The sequence below is a fragment of the Pseudomonas ovata genome (assembly GCF_003131185.1).
Lineage (GTDB): Bacteria > Pseudomonadota > Gammaproteobacteria > Pseudomonadales > Pseudomonadaceae > Aquipseudomonas > Aquipseudomonas ovata.
On the sequence record NZ_QFFU01000014.1, the window covers coordinates 81,821 to 98,071 of the forward strand.

Here is a 16,251-nt window from a genome sequence, read left to right on the forward strand (position 1 = left end):
TAAAGATGCTGGTTGCGCTCAGGTGAGATGAACAGAGCATGCAGGCGCGATCACGGAGGTCGTGTCGGGGGCGAGCTGTGTTCTGGTAATCTCTGGCGAAAGCTTATTTGAGTAAGGTTCCTTTGTTGGAACTAATTTAGTTCCTTGGTTGGAACCTGTCAACAGGGAAATCTGAGAGTGGATCTGCCAGCAAAGATGAAAGCCATCCGTGCACGGGAAGGGCTCACGCAAGGGGAGTTTTGCGAGGTGGTAGGAATCAGCATCAGTAGCTGGAAGAAGTATGAGGCGGGGATTACCGAGATGGGATTGCAGCCTTTTTTGAAGGTTGCCAATCACGAGCGGTTCAGGAAGTACGCGCTTTGGCTTACGACGGGGGAGGCGGCGATTGAGTGTGGACAGGTGAGTCCGCTTTGATTGGAGCAAACGTAAGGTAAGGGTGTTTATTGTGCTTGCCGGGGCATGAGCCGATTGGCCGGTCTGTTCGGCTTGCGTTTACCCGGGCTGGAACTGCCAGGGGATAGAAGCTTGCTCGGCTGAAAGTCCACGGGGCCAGTAAAACCGGAGTATCTACTGGGTCTGTGCCGCCGCCATCGCCGGCAAGCCGCCTCCCACATGGATCGCGTATTCAGGGGCATAGGCAGCGCTCGCCGTTGCAGCGGGTCGTTCAGATGAAATTTACCTGTTTCTGATTGACGCTGAACCTGTGGGAGGGGGCTCTGCCCGCGACAGGGTCAGTGAATCCAGCACATCTGCTGCGTTTGCACCCCGGCAGTCGCGGGCAGAGCCCCCCACAGAACCGTGCTTTATGCCGAGCGGTCTGTTGTGCCGTGTGCTTACTTAGAACATCCAAGCCTACGCTTGTCTGAAGCTCAGCTCAGCTCAGCTCAGCCCGTCACGATCCGATAGCGAGTGCTACGCCCGCCACCTGCCATACGAATAATGCAGCCCTTCTCTAAAAGATCGCTCAAATGCCGCGTTGCGGTGGCTTTCGATAGTTTGGCGACCGCCTGGTATTGAGCGGCGCTGATGCCGTCTTCAAAGCCACGCTCGCCGCCATCCAGCAGGCGATTAAGGACCTTGGTCTGTTCGGCAGATAAAGTCTGATCGCGATGTGTCTGCCAGAACCGTGCTTTGGCCAGCACCCTGTCGATACGCGCCAGGGCTTGTTCCAAGCTCTTGAGCAATGTGCTCAGGAACCACAGCAGCCAGGCGGTGATGTCCATGCTGCTTTTCTAGCAGGCTTCGAGGATGTCGTAATAGCCGGCGCGGTCGTCCAGGATGCTCGCGGACATGGCATAGAAGCGGATTGCCTGTTGCTCGCCCTGTGCCAGGGCCATGTCGGTAATGGCTCGGGTAAGGCGGCCGTTGCCGTCATCGAAAGGATGCAAGGTGACAAACCAGAAGTGAGCAATGCCTGCGCGTAGCAACGGATCAAGGCTGACATCGTGGCGGCCGGCCTCGAACCAGTCGAGGAAGTTCGTCAGTTGCTGATCAAGCCTTTCGCGGGGTGGCGCTTCAAAGTGGACCGTTGGCTGATCGATCCGGCCAGAAACGACCTGCATGGGTTCATCACCACGCAGCTCACCGACGCGCACAGGACGAGCCGATAGAAGCGTGTCGACAGGAAACAGCCAGCGATGCCAACTGAACAGGCGCTGCACGTCCAGCGGTGACTGGCATTGGCCGGTGGCATCGATCATGAGCTGAGCCAGTCCCTCGGAACGAGGTGTGGCACGGCCGTCTTCAACCATGCCCAGGCGCCGGGCCAGTGAAGAGCGCACCGAGCCGACATTCAATTGTTCACCTTCGATAGCCGACGAGGTGACGATGTTCTGCAGCATGGCATCCAGGCTGCTCTGCACCTCTACGTCACTTCCTACTGCACCCAGCATGCCCAGCAGACGACCCTGTGCGTGGATGCAGGTACGCAGCAGAGGGGCGAGTTGTTCGGCTTGCCAGGTGAAGTGCGGCCATTCGGGGTTTTGCCAGATCCAATAAGGGGAACTCATTACGCTTGCTCAGATGTGAGCCGATTAGCCAGTCTATTCGGCTCATTGGATGAGCCGAATAATGCCGGCTATTCGGCTCACTGTCTAATAGAGCCCACCCGGCCTTGGCGCGGCGCCAAGCCGGCACGCTGTCGCGCAGCAACATGGGACCGGTGTAAGAGCGCGCTTGCCGGGGCGCCGGACCACCGCGACCGGCTGCGTCAGCAGTCGTAAATTTGCAGCGTTTCCGAGATTTCTGCGAGCGCGTCGCACTCGGTCGCGGTGGTCCGGCAGAGCTCGCGCCTACAAGTGGGACGGATTTAATATCCAATAAATCAGTAAGTTATTTTTTGATGAGAGGAGAGATTGCGCCAGCCACAGCCACAGCCACAGCCACAGCCACAGCCATCGCCGGCAAGCCGCCTCCCACATTAGGTTTTGTGACACGGGGATGGGCAAGGCTGTTTTGCCGAATCTTGCGCAAGAAAAAGGCCAGCTCGAAGGCTGGCCTTTTCTCTGATCTGGTGGGCCCACACGGACTCGAACCGTGGACCAAAGGATTATGAGTCCTCTGCTCTAACCAACTGAGCTATAGGCCCTTTTGCAGGTCGCGGATTATAACGGGGCTTGCCCGGCTGTGCTATCTGAAAAATCCGAAAGGCGTGTACGAAGGTACTTTTCCTCAAATTTCTTTGCCGGCAGCGCCGGGCTGAGCAGGTGGCCTTGCAGGTGCTGGCAGCCGGCGGCCTGCAGCCAGTGTTGCTGTTCCAGGGTTTCGACGCCTTTGGCCACCACGGTCAGTTGCAGGCTGCGGCCCAGGGCGATGATGGCGTGGACGATGGCGGTTTCGTGTGCCGCGTCGGGCAGGCCGCGGGTGAAGGCGCGGTCGATCTTCAGGGCGTGCAGCGGCAGGCGCTTGAGGTAGCCCAACGAGGAATAGCCGGTGCCGAAGCTGTCGATGGCCAACTGGATGCCCAGTTGCCTGAGCGTGTTGAGCACGTTCAGGGTGTGCTCGGTCTGGCCCATGATGCAGTGTTCGGTGATTTCCAGTTGCAGGCTGCCCGGTGTCAGTTGGTAATCGGCCAGCCGTTGCTGCACGCGGTCGAGCCATTGTGGCTGGCGCAGTTGGGTGCCGGTGACGTTGATCGACAGCGGCCCGAAGGCCGGGGCGTGCTGGCGCCATTGCTGCAACTGGCGGCAGGCGTTTTCCAGTACCCAGTCACCGATGGCCAGCAGGCTGCCGCTTTCTTCGGCCAGGGCGATGAAGTGTTCGGGCGGGACTTCGCCGAGGCGGGGGTGGTGCCAGCGCAGCAGGGCTTCGGCGCCGACCAGGCGTTGTTCCGGCAGGCTGAACACGGGCTGGTAGTGCAGGCTGAGCTGGTTGCGCTCCAGGGCCTGGCGTAACTCGCGCTCCAGCGTCAGGCGTTCGCCCAGCCGGGTGCCGAGGTCGCAGGTGTAGGCTTCGATGCGGTTGCGGCCCTTGGCCTTGGAGCGATACATGGCGGCGTCGGCGTGCTTGATCAGTGTGGCGGCGTCCAGGCCGTCCTCGGGGAACAGGCAGCTCCCTATGCTGGTGTGCACGATCAACCGGTGTTCGCCGGCCTGCAGTGGCGTATTGAAGCTGCCCAGCAGTTTGCGCGCGATGCTGTGGGCATCGCTGGGGTGTGCAAGGCCCGGCAAAAGAATGACGAATTCGTCGCCACCCAGGCGCGCCACGGTGTCGATGTCGCGCAGGTGGTCCTTGAGCCGCTGGGCGATGGCCTTGAGCAGCAGGTCGCCGGTGGCATGGCCGAGGCTGTCGTTGATGTGTTTGAAACGGTCGAGGTCGAGAAACAGCACGGCGCCCAGGCTGCCGGTTTCCTGGCTGTGTTGCAGTGCCTTGTGCAGGCGTGTTTCGAACAGCAGGCGGTTGGGCAGGCCGGTCAGCGGGTCGTGGTGGGCCTGGTGGTCCAGGCGGGCGTGGGCGTGCTTGAGGCTGGAGATGTCGGCAAGCAGCGCCACGAAGTGCGAGCACTTGCCGTTGCCGTCGCGCACGGCGCTGACGGTCAGCCAGCAGGGCCACAGGTCACCGTTCTTGCGCCGGTTGCAGACCTCGCCCTGCCAGTGGCCTTCGGCGTTGAGGCGGTGCCAGAGCGCGGCGTAGAAGGCGCTGTCGTGCTGGCCGGAGGCGAGCAGGCGCGGGGTCCTGCCGAGCGCGTCCTGTTCGCTGTAGCCGGTGATGTGGCTGAAGGCGTGGTTGATGACATGGATGCGCTGCCGGGCGTCGGTGATCATCACGCCGATATGGGTGTGTTCGATGGCCAGGCTGGCCCAGTGGCGCTTGTGTGCGCTGACGTGGCTATCGATGAGGTCGGGCATTAATCCATGCATGGGGCTCACTTTCATGTTGGCGCGGGCTGATGGCGGCATCAGCGGGCCGGCTACAACAGGAAACCGGAGCGAAGCGGGCGATTTTTTACACCCGTTGCGTACACAGTTGTAGGTCAGATTCGGCGAGCGTGCAGGGTAAATGACGGCTGGAAGGTGCGGGGCAGGGCATACGGGCTGAAAAAAAGTGCCGGGGCCTTAAACGCAAAACCCCCGGCAGGCCGGGGGTTGTGTTCAAGCGCTGAAGCTTATTCGTCCAGGAACGAGCGCAGGTGCTCGCTACGGGTCGGGTGACGCAGCTTGCGCAGCGCCTTGGCTTCGATCTGACGGATACGCTCACGGGTCACGTCGAACTGCTTGCCGACTTCTTCCAGCGTATGGTCGGTATTCATGTCGATACCGAAGCGCATGCGCAGGACCTTGGCTTCGCGGGCGGTGAGGCCCGACAGCACTTCGCGGGTGGCTTCCTTGAGGCTCTCGACCGTCGCGACGTCAATCGGCGACTGCATGGTGGAGTCCTCGATGAAGTCGCCCAGGTGCGAATCTTCGTCGTCGCCGATCGGGGTTTCCATGGAGATCGGCTCTTTGGCGATCTTCAGTACCTTGCGGATCTTGTCCTCAGGCATTTCCATGCGCTCGCCCAGCTCTTCCGGGGTCGGTTCGCGACCCATTTCCTGCAGCATCTGCCGGGAAATACGGTTGAGCTTGTTGATCGTCTCGATCATGTGCACCGGAATACGGATGGTGCGCGCCTGGTCGGCAATCGACCGGGTGATGGCCTGACGGATCCACCAGGTGGCGTAGGTCGAGAACTTGTAGCCACGGCGGTATTCGAACTTGTCCACCGCCTTCATCAGGCCGATGTTGCCTTCCTGGATGAGGTCGAGAAATTGCAGGCCGCGGTTGGTGTACTTCTTGGCGATGGAGATCACCAGACGCAGGTTGGCCTCGACCATTTCCTTCTTGGCGCGGCGGGCCTTGGCCTCGCCGATGGACATGCGACGGTTGATGTCCTTGATTTCAGCGACGGTCAGACCGGATTCTTCTTCCAGGTCGCGCAGCTTCTGCTGGCAACGCTGAATGTCAGGCTGGAAGCGCACGATGGCTTCGGCGTGCTTGCTCTTGCCCTTGGCCAGCGAGTCGGTCCAGCTCAGGTCGACTTCGTTGCCCGGGAACTGGCGCAGGAACTCGGCACGCGGCATGCGGGCATCACGCACACACAGCTGCATGATGGCGCGTTCCTGGGCACGCAGGCGCTCCAGGGCGCCACGAACGCGCTCGACCAGCACTTCGAACTGCTTGGGCACCAGCTTGATCGGCATGAACAGGTCGCCCAAGGCCTGCATCTGGGCGATGGCGTCCTTGTCGTTGCGACCTTTTTTCAGGGCCTTGAGGGTGATTGCCAGTTGATCGGCCACCGCCCCAAAGCGCTGCTGGGCCAGGACCGGGTCCGGACCGCTTTCGACTTCGTCTTCGTCGTCGGTGCTGTCGGCCTCTTCCTCGTCGTCGTCACCGGCGGCCTTGGCCACTTTCTCGTCGATCGGCGGAGGGACTTCAGCCGGCGGCGCGATGCCGTCGTCCGGGTCGATATAGCCGCTGAGGACGTCCGACAGACGGCCGCCTTCGGTGACCACACGGTTGTATTCGGACAGGATGTAGTCGACGGTGCCGGGGAAGTGGGAGATCGCCCCCATCACTTCGCGGATGCCCTCTTCGATACGCTTGGCGATTTCGATTTCGCCTTCACGGGTCAGAAGTTCGACCGTACCCATTTCACGCATGTACATGCGCACCGGATCGGTGGTACGACCGATGTCGGTTTCGACCGCCGCCAACGCTGCGGCCGCTTCTTCAGCGGCGGCCTCGTCGGTGTCGGTGTCGGCCAACATCAGGGCGTCTGCATCCGGAGCACTCTCGTGGACCGGGATCCCCATGTCGTTGATCATGCGGATGATGTCTTCCACCTGCTCGGGATCTGAAATATCCTCAGGCAAATGGTCGTTGACCTCTGCGTAAGTCAGATACTTCTGCTCACGACCCAGGGTGATCAACTCTTTGATACGAGACTGCTGTTGCGCTTTTCCGGACATAACACCCTATCCACTGAAGGTCTTGGCGGGCAAAAAACAAGCCGAGGATTATACCCGAGCTAGGACCTCACGCGCCAGTTGAGGTCGGGTTTTGTGTCTGCTGTTTACGGCAGAGCAAGCTTAAGAGCTGGTTTTTTTCGTCTGCAGTCAGCCCTGTCTGCTTTTCTTTGGTAATCAAACGGTCGAGGCTTCGCTCGCGTTGGCGGGCGGTTAACCTAGTTATAGTGTCGAAAAACTGTTGTTCAAGGTTGCCGGCTTCGATCAGCCATTCCTTTTCGGCCAGCGCCCTGAGCAAGCGGCCCTGTTCGGTGCCATGCCAGCGCGCTATCAACTGTAACGACCGCAACCCCGGATTCTTTTGCCGGGCTTCGATCAAGGCCACCAGAAGCTGGGTCGGCAGGTTCTCTTCATCGGCAAACTGGCTGGCATTGTCGACCTTTTCAGCCAGCTCCGGGTGATGCAGCAGGGTCCGCAGCGCGGTCTGCATCGGTTGCTCGACGGACACCGGCGTACGCGGCTGCCGGGGTTCGAAGTCGCGACGCGGGCCCTTCTTGTCCCACGGCTTCTTGTCCCATTGTTGCTTGCCCTGACGGCCGGCCGGGCCACCGCTTTTCGGCGGCGTCCACTGTGGCGGCTCGTCGAAGCCCTGATAATCGCCGGCCGGCGGCGGATAGTCGGCAAAGTCGGGCATGCTGTCATAGTCGGCATGGCCGCCCTGGCTGGCCGGTGCCGGCGCGCTTTGCGCCAGCTGGCTCATGGCCTCGCCACTCAGGCCGGTGATCTCGCTCAGGCGCTGGCGCATCAGGGTCCGCAGGTTGGCGCCGGGGACCTTTTCGATCAGGGGCGCTGCCAGTGTGGCCAGGTGGGCCTTGCCTTCCAGTGAGCGCGGGTCGGCCTCAAGGGATAACTGTTCAAAAAAGTAATCGGCCAGCGGCTGGGCATGCTGGTTGATGCGCGCCTTGAAGGCATCGGTGCCTTCCGAGCGCACCAGCGTGTCCGGGTCTTCGCCTTCGGGCAGGAACAGAAAGCGCGCACGGCGTCCGTCCTGCAGGCTCGACAAGGTCGCTTCCAGGGCGCGCCAGGCGGCATTACGGCCGGCCTGGTCGCCGTCAAAACAGAACAACACGCTGGGCACCACGCGAAACAGCCGCTTGAGGTGTTCTTCGCTGGTGGCCGTGCCCAGGGTGGCAACGGCATTGCGCAGGCCTTGCTGGGCCAGGGCAATGACGTCCATGTAGCCTTCGACAACGATGATCTCGTCAAGGTTGCGATTGAATTTGCGCGCCTCGAACAGGCCGTACAGCTCCTGGCCCTTGTGGAACACCGGTGTTTCAGGCGAGTTCAGGTACTTGGGCTTGTCGTCGCCCAGTACCCGTCCGCCAAAGGCAATCACCCGGCCACGGCTGTCGCGGATCGGGAACATCACCCGGTCGCGGAAGCGGTCATAGCGCTTGCCGGTCTCGGTGTTCTCGATCAGCAGGCCGGCGTCGATCATCACCTTTTGCTGCAGGGTATCGCTGCTCAGGTGCTTGTACAGGTTGTCCCAGCCCGGCGGGGCAAAGCCCAGGCCGAAGTCGCGGGCGATTTCGCCGGACAGGCCGCGGCCCTTGAGGTAGTCCACGGCGGCCTTGCGCGCCGGGTGGTTCTTGAGCGCCTGACGATAGAATTCGGCGGCTGCCTCCAGCAGTGGATACAGCGGCGAATCGGTGGGCTGGCGGGCCTTCTGGCCGCGTCCGCCTTGCTCGCGCGGCACTTCCATGCCGGCGGCCTTGGCCAGTTCCTCGACCGCCTGGGGGAAATCCAGGTTGTCGTGGTCCATGATGAAGCCCAGGGCGTTGCCGCCGGCACCACAACCGAAGCAGTAGTAGAACTGCTTGTCGGGGCTGACGCTGAACGACGGGGTCTTCTCCTTGTGGAACGGGCAGCAGGCGACGTGGTTCTTGCCGGCTTTCTTGAGTTGCACGCGCGAGCTCACCACATCGACGATGTCGGTGCGGTTCAGCAGGTCGTCAATGAAACTCTGGGGGATCAGCCCGGCCATGGCGTTCTCGTCAGGCGCAATGCGATGAGTCAGTATGGGTCATTGTCGTGCATCCGTGGCGTCTGTCTGTCCAGGGTCCGTTAGGGCCTGGCAACGCAAGGGTGTGCAGCATGAGTGGTGCAATGTCGTCGGCAAACCGGTTGCGCGGCGGTGTCCTGCTTGAATTTCGGTTGAAAGGGTCAAGGCAGGTCTTTCATGCACGCTGATCCGCGCTCTGGGGGGAGGCGAATAATGTGGCCCGTGAAACAGGCGGGGTTGTGTTGACGGAGCGCCCTGGGCGAGCAAGCGCTTTGGGCAGTCTCTGTCAATGAAGCATGCAGCGTGTAGCGTGAACTGCAAATGCCGACAGCCCGGCTTTGGGCCGGGCAAGGCATTCGCTTGCGACGTCAGTCTGTAATCAGTACAGACGAACGGCGCGGCGCTGTTCGCGCTGAACTTTCTTGGCGTGACGCTTCACAGCAGCTGCTGCTTTGCGCTTACGCTCAGAAGTTGGTTTTTCATAGAATTCGCGGCTACGAACCTCAGCCAGAACACCGGCTTTTTCGCAGGAGCGCTTGAAACGACGCAGAGCTACGTCGAAGGGTTCGTTCTCTTTAACTTTGACGGCTGGCATCCAGAGCTACCTTCATTCATTACCGGGGTCAACGTTTCGTGCAAAAACGCACTGAAATACGTCGGTTTTTAAGGGTTGCGGATGTTACCCCTTCGCGAAGCGGAATGCAAAGCCTCTGATCGAAAAGGGTTGGCCGGCGTCATGAGCGGCGACTATGATGCGCGCCTTCGAATCCGCCCCCCTGACAAAGGCGCACCCTATGCTAGTACTGGGACTGGAAACTTCCTGCGACGAAACCGGCGTTGCGCTTTACGACAGTGAAGACGGCCTTCTGGCCGATGCGCTGTTCAGTCAGATCGACCTGCACCGCGCGTATGGCGGTGTGGTGCCCGAGCTGGCTTCGCGCGATCACGTCAAGCGCATGCTGCCGTTGATTCGCCAGGCGCTGGCCGAGGCCGACCGGGTCGCCACCGACATCGATGCCATCGCGTACACAGCCGGCCCCGGCCTGGTCGGGGCCTTGCTGGTCGGGGCTTCCTGCGCCCAGGCGCTGGCCTTTGCCTGGGACATCCCGGCGCTGGGCGTGCACCACATGGAAGGGCATTTGCTGGCCCCCATGCTGGAGGCGCAACCGCCCGAATTTCCGTTCGTCGCTTTGTTGGTGTCCGGCGGCCATACCCAACTGGTGCGCGTCGATGGCATCGGCCAGTACGAAGTGCTGGGCGAGACCCTGGACGATGCGGCCGGTGAAGCGTTCGACAAGACCGCCAAGATGATGGGCCTGCGCTACCCCGGCGGTCCGGAGATTTCCCGACTGGCGGTCGACGGAGTGCCGGGACGCTTTGTGTTCCCCAAACCGATGACGGATCGACCAGGCCTGGATTTCAGTTTCAGCGGCCTCAAGACTGCAGCGCTCAATGCCTGGCAGCAGTGCCAGGCGTCTGGCGACGACAGCGAGCAAACCCGTTGCGACATCGCGCTGGCCTTCCAGCATGCCGTGGTGGAGACTCTGACCATCAAATGCAAGCGCGCCCTCAAGCAGGCCGGCCTCAACAGCCTGGTGATCGCCGGTGGCGTGAGTGCCAACAAGGCGTTGCGTGTGTCGCTTGAGGCCATGCTGGGGCAGTTACAGGGTCAGGTGTATTACGCCCGCCCCGAATTCTGCACCGACAACGGGGCGATGATTGCCTACGCCGGCTGCCAGCGGCTGCTGGCAGGGCAGAAAGAAGGGTTGGCCATCAGTGTTCAGGCGCGTTGGCCGATGGAGCAGTTGCCGGCCATTTAAGCGCTGATCATGGTGCGAATGGCTGCTAACAGGTGGGTATCTTCTTCAGAAGTGCCGCTCGCGCCCGGATAGCAGGTTACGCAGGTTGCTGCGATGACGCCAGACGATCAGCAGGGTCAGGATACTCACCGGCAGCAATGCCCGGGGCTCCTGCCAGGCCAGCAATGGCAGGGTCAGCGGGGTGGCAATCAGGGCGGCCAGTGAGCTGGTGCGGGTCAGATAGGCAGTCAGTGCCCAGATGGCAATGGCCAGGGCGGCTGCAGGAGGGTACAGGCCCAGTAGCATGCCGGCAGCCGTGGCCACGCCCTTGCCACCGCGAAACTTGAAGTACAGCGGCAGCATGTGGCCGATCACGGCGCTGACGCCGATCCAGGCCTGGTCCTGGTGGCCAAGGCCATAGGCGTTGGCCACCAGGACCGGCACCAGGCCTTTGCAAAGGTCGCCCAGCAGCGTCAGGATGGCGAGTTTCTTGCCGGCCAGGCGCAGCATATTGGTGGCGCCGGCATTGCCCGAGCCACTGTGACGTGGGTCAGGGGTGCCGGTGAACTGGCTGAGCAAGATGGCAAAGGACAGTGAACCGAGCAGGTAGGCGAAGATCACCAGTAACCAAAACATGCTGACCATTCCGGGCTAGGATGCTTTTGATTCTAACGGCGCATCGCGCCCTTGTCGTGCAGTGGAGAGTAGTGCTTGGACAGAGTGTTCATCGAGGGGCTGGAAGTCGAGACGGTGATCGGCGCCTATGACTGGGAGCGTGGCATTCGCCAGTGCCTGCGCCTGGACCTGAGTTTTGCCTGGGATAACCGGCCGGCGGCGGCCGGTGACGACCTGGGCAAGGCGCTCGATTACGCCAGTGTCAGCGAGCGCATCCAGGCCTTTGCGGCGCAAACGCAGTTCCAGTTGGTGGAAACCTTTGCCGAGCGACTGGCCGAGGTGCTGATGCAGGAATTCCATATCCCCTGGCTGCATATCAAACTGACCAAGCCCGGCGCAGTCGCTGCCGCCAAGGGCGTGGGTGTGGAGATCGAGCGCGGATGTCGCTAACCCGGATTTTCCTGGGGCTGGGCAGCAATATCGATCGCGAAAAGCACCTGCAGGCAGGGCTTGAAGCACTCGATGGTTTGTTACTCGACCTGCACTGCTCGCCGGTATTCGAAAGCCACCCGGTGGGGATCAAGAGTGGTCCGTTCTTCAATCTGGTGGTCTCGGCCCTGACCGACCTGCCATTGATGGCGCTGGACCGACGCTTGAAGTTCATCGAGGCCGACAACGGCCGCTATGCGCCGGATCGCAAGGGTCTGCCGCTGGACATCGATGTGCTGCTGTACGGCGAGCAGGTGGGCACCTTCGATGGCCTGGTGCTGCCGCGTGCTGAAATTCTCAGGAATGCCTTTGTGTTGCGGCCTCTGGCGCTGATTGCGCCAGAGTGCCTGCACCCAGGCGTGGGCGAGTCGTTTGCCGACCTGTGGGCCCATGCGCAGATCGACCAGCAACTGTGGCCAGTGGCATTCCAGTGGCGCGGCCAGGACCTGACCCCGCCAGGGTTGTTGTAGGAGCGCGCTTGCCCGCGACCGGCTGCGTAGCAGTCGTAAATTTGTGGCGTTTCGTAAATTTCGAATGTGTTCACAGCCGTAAATTTGTGGCGTTTCATAGATCTTGAACACGTCCACAGTCCAGCATTTGTGGCGTTGCACAAATTTTGCGAGCGCTGCGCACTCGGTCGCGGGCAAGCGCGCTCCTACGGGGGCGTCTATCGGTTAAGTGCGGTATCCGCCTTGTAGACCTGCAAGGCGTGCAGGCGTGCATCCTTGAGGGCGTTGCCCAGGTCCTGGCCCTTGAGGCCCTTTTCCAGCAGCGGCTGCACAGGCACCGTGCGGGCGGCGTTGGCGGCACCTTGCAGGTAAGCGGCCTGTGGATAAAGCTGATCCTCACAGCCTGGGCGCGCGCGGGCGTCCATCTCGCAGGCGGCAATGAACTCTTCAAAGCGTTGCGGACGGCGATAGACGTCGAAGCTGTGCAGCAGCTCCAGCAGGACCGATGGCTCAAGCGTCAGGGCCTGGTGCCCGTGAGCCAGGTGCTGGCCGACCAGTTGCGCCAGTTCCTGGCATTCACGCGGGGCGCGAAAGCGCTCATTGATCGCCTTGATCGAGGCCTGGTTCAGGTCGTGCAGCAGGCCGGCCCAGCGCACGCTCAAGGGTTGCTGGTGCCTGGCACTCAGGTGAAGGGTGGTCAGGGCATGCTCGCCGGCGTCGGTTGCAGGGGCGGATTCGCCAAACAACGCTTCGATTTCCGGCATCAATTCTTTCAGCGCGCCGCATTCATGCAGTACACGAATGAACACATCTGGACGCTCTTCCATCAGGGCGCGGGAGATTTCCTTCCAGCAGCGCTCGGGCGTCAAGGCCTTGAGTTCGCCGGACTCGCTGAGCTGGCGCATCAGCGCCAGCGTCTCGGGCGCCACGCTGAAACCGCGCGGCGCATAGCGAGCGGCAAAACGTGCCACCCGCAAAACCCTGAGGGGATCTTCGGCAAATGCCGGTGATACGTGACGCAAGATGCGCGCTTCAAGATCATGCTGGCCGCCGTAGGGGTCGGTCAGGTTGCCGTCCTTGTCTTCGGCAATGGCATTGATGGTCAGGTCGCGGCGGATCAGGTCCTGCTCCAGTGTCACTTCGGGGCTGGCATGAAAAACGAAGCCGCCATAGCCGACCCCGCTTTTGCGTTCGGTGCGTGCCAGTGCGTATTCCTCACCTGTCAGCGGGTGAAGAAACACCGGGAAGTCGGTGCCGACCGGGCGATAGCCCTTGACCAGCATTTCATCGCCGGTGGCGCCGACCACGACCCAGTCGATGTCGGTGACCGGTTGCCCCAGAAGGCGGTCGCGTACGGCGCCGCCCACTTTATAAATCTGCATAAAAAACCTCCGTAAGCGCGACAGGATAAACCTTGCGATGCCTGCGGAGGCTAAAACTGCATGAAGAATGCGGGTCAGAGGTGGTGAACCACCCCCATGTCGAGCCGTGGATAGTCGCCGTCGGCGTGCTCACCCCGGGGCGGAACGTGATGGGTCTTGACCAGTTGATCGCCTTGCAGGCTTTCAAGGTGCACGTCGAAGCCCCAGAGGCGGTGCAGGTGCTTGAGCACCTCTTCGGTGGACTCGCCCAGCGGTTTGCGGTTGTGCTGCTGGTGGCGCAGGGTGAGCGAGCGGTCGCCGCGGCGGTCGATGCTGTAGATCTGCACGTTGGGTTCGCGGTTGCCCAGGTTGTACTGGGCCGACAGGGTTTCACGCACCGTGCGGTAACCCGCTTCGTCATGGATGGCCGGCACCAGCAGTTCGTCTTTCTGGTCATCGTCCATGATGCTGAACAGCTTCAGGTCACGAATGACCTTGGGCGACAGGTACTGGAGGATGAAGCTTTCGTCCTTGAAGCTGCTCATGGCGAACTTGATCGTGCTCAGCCAGTCGCTGCCGGCGATGTCGGGGAACCAGTGGCGGTCTTCGTCGGTGGGATGCTCGCAGATGCGGCGGATGTCCTGGAACATCGAAAAGCCCAGGGTATAGGGGTTGATGCCGCTGTAGTAGGGACTGTCGAAGCCCGGCTGGTAGATCACGCTGGTGTGCGACTGGATGAATTCGAACATGAAGCCGTCGGTCACCAGGCCCTCGTCGTAGAGGTCGTTCATCAGCGTGTAGTGCCAGAAGGTCGCCCAGCCTTCGTTCATCACCTGGGTCTGGCGCTGCGGGTAGAAGTACTGGGCGATCTTGCGCACGATGCGCACCACCTCGCGCTGCCAGGGCTCCAGCAGCGGGGCGTGTTTCTCGATGAAGTACAGGATGTTTTCCTGCGGCTCTGCCGGAAAGCGGGCGTTGTCTTCCTTGCTGCCTTTGCCGGCGCTTTTCGGGATGGTGCGCCACAGGTCATTGATCTGCCGCTGCAGGTGTTCTTCGCGATCCTTCTGCCGGCGGCGCTCTTCTTCGGCGGAAATCGGGTAGGGGCGCTTGTAGCGGTCCACGCCGTAGTTCATCAGGGCGTGGCAGGAGTCGATCAGGTCTTCCACGGCGTCGATGCCGTGGCGTTCTTCACACTGGGTGATGTACTGCTTGGCGAACACCAGGTAATCGATGATCGAGCTGGCGTCGGTCCAGGTACGGAACAGGTAGTTGCCCTTGAAGAAGCTGTTGTGCCCATAGCAGGCGTGCGCCACCACCAGTGCCTGCATGCACATGGTGTTTTCTTCCATCAGGTAGGCGATGCACGGGTCGGAGTTGATGACGATCTCGTAGGCCAGGCCCATCTGCCCGCGGGAGTAGGATTTTTCGGTGCTCAGGAACTGCTTGCCGTAGGACCAGTGGTGATAGCCCAGCGGCATGCCGACCGAGGCGTAGGCATCCATCATCTGTTCAGCGGTAATGACCTCGATCTGATTGGGATAGGTGTCCAGGGCATAGCGCTCGGCGATGCGGCTGATTTCGCGGTCGTACGCCTGGATCAGTTCAAAGGTCCACTCTGACCCGGTGGAGAGGGGCTGGCGTTTCTGGTCTCTGGCGGTCATGTGGCTAACCTGCGCTGGAAGAGTTCTCGGAATACCGGGTAGATGTCACCGGAAGACACCAGCTGCTGCTGGGCAAAGGTGTCAGCGAATTGCTCACCGATGCGCTCGTATTCGAACCACAGGGCCTGGTGCTCGCGCGGGGTGATTTCGACATAGGTGTAGTACTGCACGAACGGCATGATCTGCTTGGTCAGGATCTCGCGGCAGATCGGTGAGTCGTCGTTCCAGTTGTCGCCATCGGAGGCCTGCGCGGCATAGATATTCCAGTCGTTGGCCGGATAGCGTTCGGCCATGATCTCCTGCATCAGTTTCAGGGCGCTGGAGACGATGGTGCCGCCGGTTTCGCGTGAATAGAAAAACTCTTCTTCGTCGACTTCCCGGGCGCTGGTGTGGTGGCGAATGAACACGACTTCGATCTTGTCGTAGTTTCGCTTGAGAAACAGGTACAGCAAGATGAAGAAGCGCTTGGCGACATCCTTGGTGGCCTGGGTCATGGAACCGGAAACGTCCATCAGGCAGAACATGACCGCCTTGGAGCTGGGGTTGGGTTGCTTGACCAGGAGGTTGTACTTGAGGTCGAAGGTGTCCAGGTAGGGCACACGACGAATGCGCGCCTTGAGGCGCTCGATTTCGCCTTCCAGTTCCTGGATATCGCCGAAGTTGTCCGGTTCTTCACGCTTGATGCGCTCAAGTTCTGCCGTGGCCTCGCGCAGCTTGGCGCGGCTGCTGCCCGACAGGGCGATGCGCCGGGCATGGGCCGAGCGCAGGGTGCGGATGATGTTGATGCGCGAGGGGTTGCCCTCGTTGCTGATGCCGGCGCGCACGGTCTTGAAGGTGTCGGTGCCGACCAGGTTGCGCTTGACCAGGTTGGGCAGCTCCAGGTCCTCGAACATGAATTCGAGAAACTCTTCCTGGGTGATCTGGAACACGAACTCGTCCATGCCTTCGCCGGAGTTGCTCGCCTTGCCAGGCCCTTTGCCGCCTCCGCCGCCTTGTGGGCGAGGGATGCGCTCACCGGTGGTGAATTCCTTGTTGCCGGGATGGACTACGGTCTGCTTGCCTCCGCGGCCATGATGCAGGACCGGCTCGTCGATGTCGCGGCCGGGGATGCTGATCTGCTCGCCGTGCTCCATATCGGTAATGGAACGCCGGCCGACGGCTTCTTCCACCGCCTTCTTGATGTGATCACGGTAGCGCCGCAAAAAACGCTGGCGATTCACCGTGCTTTTGTTCTTGCCATTGAGGCGTCGGTCGATCACATAGCTCATAAGGGCCCCTTCGGGGAGCTGCTAGCTCCAAGCTACAAGCTGCAAGTTTGACTATCGAAACGCCGGCTTCATGGGCGCACCAATCAGCGTGTTGCCCTCGATACA

General features: G+C 61.3%; 11 protein-coding genes, 1 tRNA gene and 2 pseudogenes. 4 read left to right on the forward strand and 10 right to left on the reverse strand.

Annotation, left to right across the window (positions count from 1 at the left end; all coding sequences use genetic code 11):
- The first annotated feature begins 195 nt into the window (after window positions 1–195).
- Complete coding sequence (locus DGA31_RS18500) at window positions 196–414, forward strand: helix-turn-helix domain-containing protein (protein WP_330219674.1); 219 nt, start codon at window positions 196–198, stop codon at window positions 412–414.
- Between the two features lie 470 nt (window positions 415–884).
- Here DGA31_RS18500 and DGA31_RS18505 read toward each other — a convergent pair.
- The 6 genes and pseudogenes from DGA31_RS18505 to rpsU form a co-directional block, all read right to left on the reverse strand.
- A pseudogene (locus DGA31_RS18505) lies at window positions 885–2,009 on the reverse strand (Fic family protein).
- 501 nt (window positions 2,010–2,510) lie between these two features.
- A tRNA-Ile gene (locus DGA31_RS18510) sits at window positions 2,511–2,587 on the reverse strand.
- 16 nt (window positions 2,588–2,603) lie between these two features.
- Window positions 2,604–4,340: pseudogene (locus tag DGA31_RS18515) on the reverse strand (putative bifunctional diguanylate cyclase/phosphodiesterase); the annotation flags it as partial.
- 263 nt (window positions 4,341–4,603) lie between these two features.
- Complete coding sequence (rpoD, locus tag DGA31_RS18520; RefSeq protein ID WP_056841449.1) at window positions 4,604–6,445, reverse strand: RNA polymerase sigma factor RpoD; 1,842 nt, start codon at window positions 6,443–6,445, stop codon at window positions 4,604–4,606.
- A gap of 67 nt (window positions 6,446–6,512) precedes the next feature.
- Window positions 6,513–8,486: a DNA primase gene (dnaG, locus tag DGA31_RS18525; protein WP_109513544.1), complete on the reverse strand. Its 1,974-nt coding sequence runs from the start codon at window positions 8,484–8,486 to the stop codon at window positions 6,513–6,515.
- Between the two features lie 397 nt (window positions 8,487–8,883).
- Complete coding sequence (gene rpsU, locus DGA31_RS18530; protein WP_002551877.1) at window positions 8,884–9,099, reverse strand: 30S ribosomal protein S21; 216 nt, start codon at window positions 9,097–9,099, stop codon at window positions 8,884–8,886.
- A 199-nt stretch (window positions 9,100–9,298) separates the two neighbouring features.
- Between rpsU and tsaD the strand changes: the two genes are divergently transcribed.
- Window positions 9,299–10,324: a tRNA (adenosine(37)-N6)-threonylcarbamoyltransferase complex transferase subunit TsaD gene (gene tsaD / locus DGA31_RS18535; RefSeq protein WP_056841527.1), complete on the forward strand. Its 1,026-nt coding sequence runs from the start codon at window positions 9,299–9,301 to the stop codon at window positions 10,322–10,324.
- A 45-nt stretch (window positions 10,325–10,369) separates the two neighbouring features.
- Here the strand turns inward: tsaD and plsY are convergent, their stop codons facing one another.
- Entirely contained in the window at window positions 10,370–10,939 is a 570-nt protein-coding gene (gene plsY, locus DGA31_RS18540) for a glycerol-3-phosphate 1-O-acyltransferase PlsY (protein WP_161959205.1), read from the reverse strand.
- Between the two features lie 75 nt (window positions 10,940–11,014).
- Here plsY and folB point away from each other — a divergent pair, with 75 nt between their 5' ends.
- Together folB and folK are read left to right on the forward strand one after the other, a co-directional pair.
- Window positions 11,015–11,368 carry a dihydroneopterin aldolase gene (gene folB / locus DGA31_RS18545; RefSeq protein ID WP_056841451.1) on the forward strand — a complete coding sequence of 118 codons (354 nt, stop codon included), beginning with the start codon at window positions 11,015–11,017 and terminating at the stop codon, window positions 11,366–11,368.
- On the forward strand, window positions 11,359–11,877 hold the full coding sequence (gene folK / locus DGA31_RS18550; RefSeq protein WP_109513546.1) for a 2-amino-4-hydroxy-6-hydroxymethyldihydropteridine diphosphokinase: 519 nt from the start codon (window positions 11,359–11,361) through the stop codon (window positions 11,875–11,877). The genes folB and folK overlap by 10 nt, the downstream gene beginning before the upstream one ends.
- Before the next feature lie 197 nt (window positions 11,878–12,074).
- Here folK and DGA31_RS18555 read toward each other — a convergent pair whose 3' ends face one another.
- The 3 genes from DGA31_RS18555 to DGA31_RS18565 all read right to left on the reverse strand — a co-directional run bounded on the left by DGA31_RS18555 (window position 12,075) and on the right by DGA31_RS18565 (window position 16,146).
- A complete protein-coding gene (locus DGA31_RS18555) occupies window positions 12,075–13,238 on the reverse strand; it encodes a multifunctional CCA addition/repair protein (protein WP_109513547.1) in 1,164 nt (387 codons plus the stop codon).
- A gap of 74 nt (window positions 13,239–13,312) precedes the next feature.
- Entirely contained in the window at window positions 13,313–14,878 is a 1,566-nt protein-coding gene (locus tag DGA31_RS18560; RefSeq protein WP_056841454.1) for a SpoVR family protein, read from the reverse strand.
- On the reverse strand, window positions 14,875–16,146 hold the full coding sequence (locus DGA31_RS18565; protein ID WP_056841455.1) for a YeaH/YhbH family protein: 1,272 nt from the start codon (window positions 16,144–16,146) through the stop codon (window positions 14,875–14,877). Before DGA31_RS18565 ends, DGA31_RS18560 begins: the two co-directional genes overlap by 4 nt.
- Window positions 16,147–16,251: the final 105 nt, after the last annotated feature.

What these genes read in the sequence shown, in the direction of transcription:
- DGA31_RS18500 (WP_330219674.1), top strand. Translation starts at nt 196, where the DNA reads ATGAAAGCCATCCGTGCACGGGAAGGGCTCACGCAAGGGGAGTTTTGC.
- rpoD (WP_056841449.1), bottom strand. Translation starts at nt 6,445, where the DNA reads ATGTCCGGAAAAGCGCAACAGCAGTCTCGTATCAAAGAGTTGATCACC.
- dnaG (WP_109513544.1), bottom strand. Translation starts at nt 8,486, where the DNA reads ATGGCCGGGCTGATCCCCCAGAGTTTCATTGACGACCTGCTGAACCGC.
- rpsU (WP_002551877.1), bottom strand. Translation starts at nt 9,099, where the DNA reads ATGCCAGCCGTCAAAGTTAAAGAGAACGAACCCTTCGACGTAGCTCTG.
- tsaD (WP_056841527.1), top strand. Translation starts at nt 9,299, where the DNA reads ATGCTAGTACTGGGACTGGAAACTTCCTGCGACGAAACCGGCGTTGCG.
- plsY (WP_161959205.1), bottom strand. Translation starts at nt 10,939, where the DNA reads ATGTTTTGGTTACTGGTGATCTTCGCCTACCTGCTCGGTTCACTGTCC.
- folK (WP_109513546.1), top strand. Translation starts at nt 11,359, where the DNA reads ATGTCGCTAACCCGGATTTTCCTGGGGCTGGGCAGCAATATCGATCGC.
- DGA31_RS18555 (WP_109513547.1), bottom strand. Translation starts at nt 13,238, where the DNA reads ATGCAGATTTATAAAGTGGGCGGCGCCGTACGCGACCGCCTTCTGGGG.
- DGA31_RS18560 (WP_056841454.1), bottom strand. Translation starts at nt 14,878, where the DNA reads ATGACCGCCAGAGACCAGAAACGCCAGCCCCTCTCCACCGGGTCAGAG.
- DGA31_RS18565 (WP_056841455.1), bottom strand. Translation starts at nt 16,146, where the DNA reads ATGAGCTATGTGATCGACCGACGCCTCAATGGCAAGAACAAAAGCACG.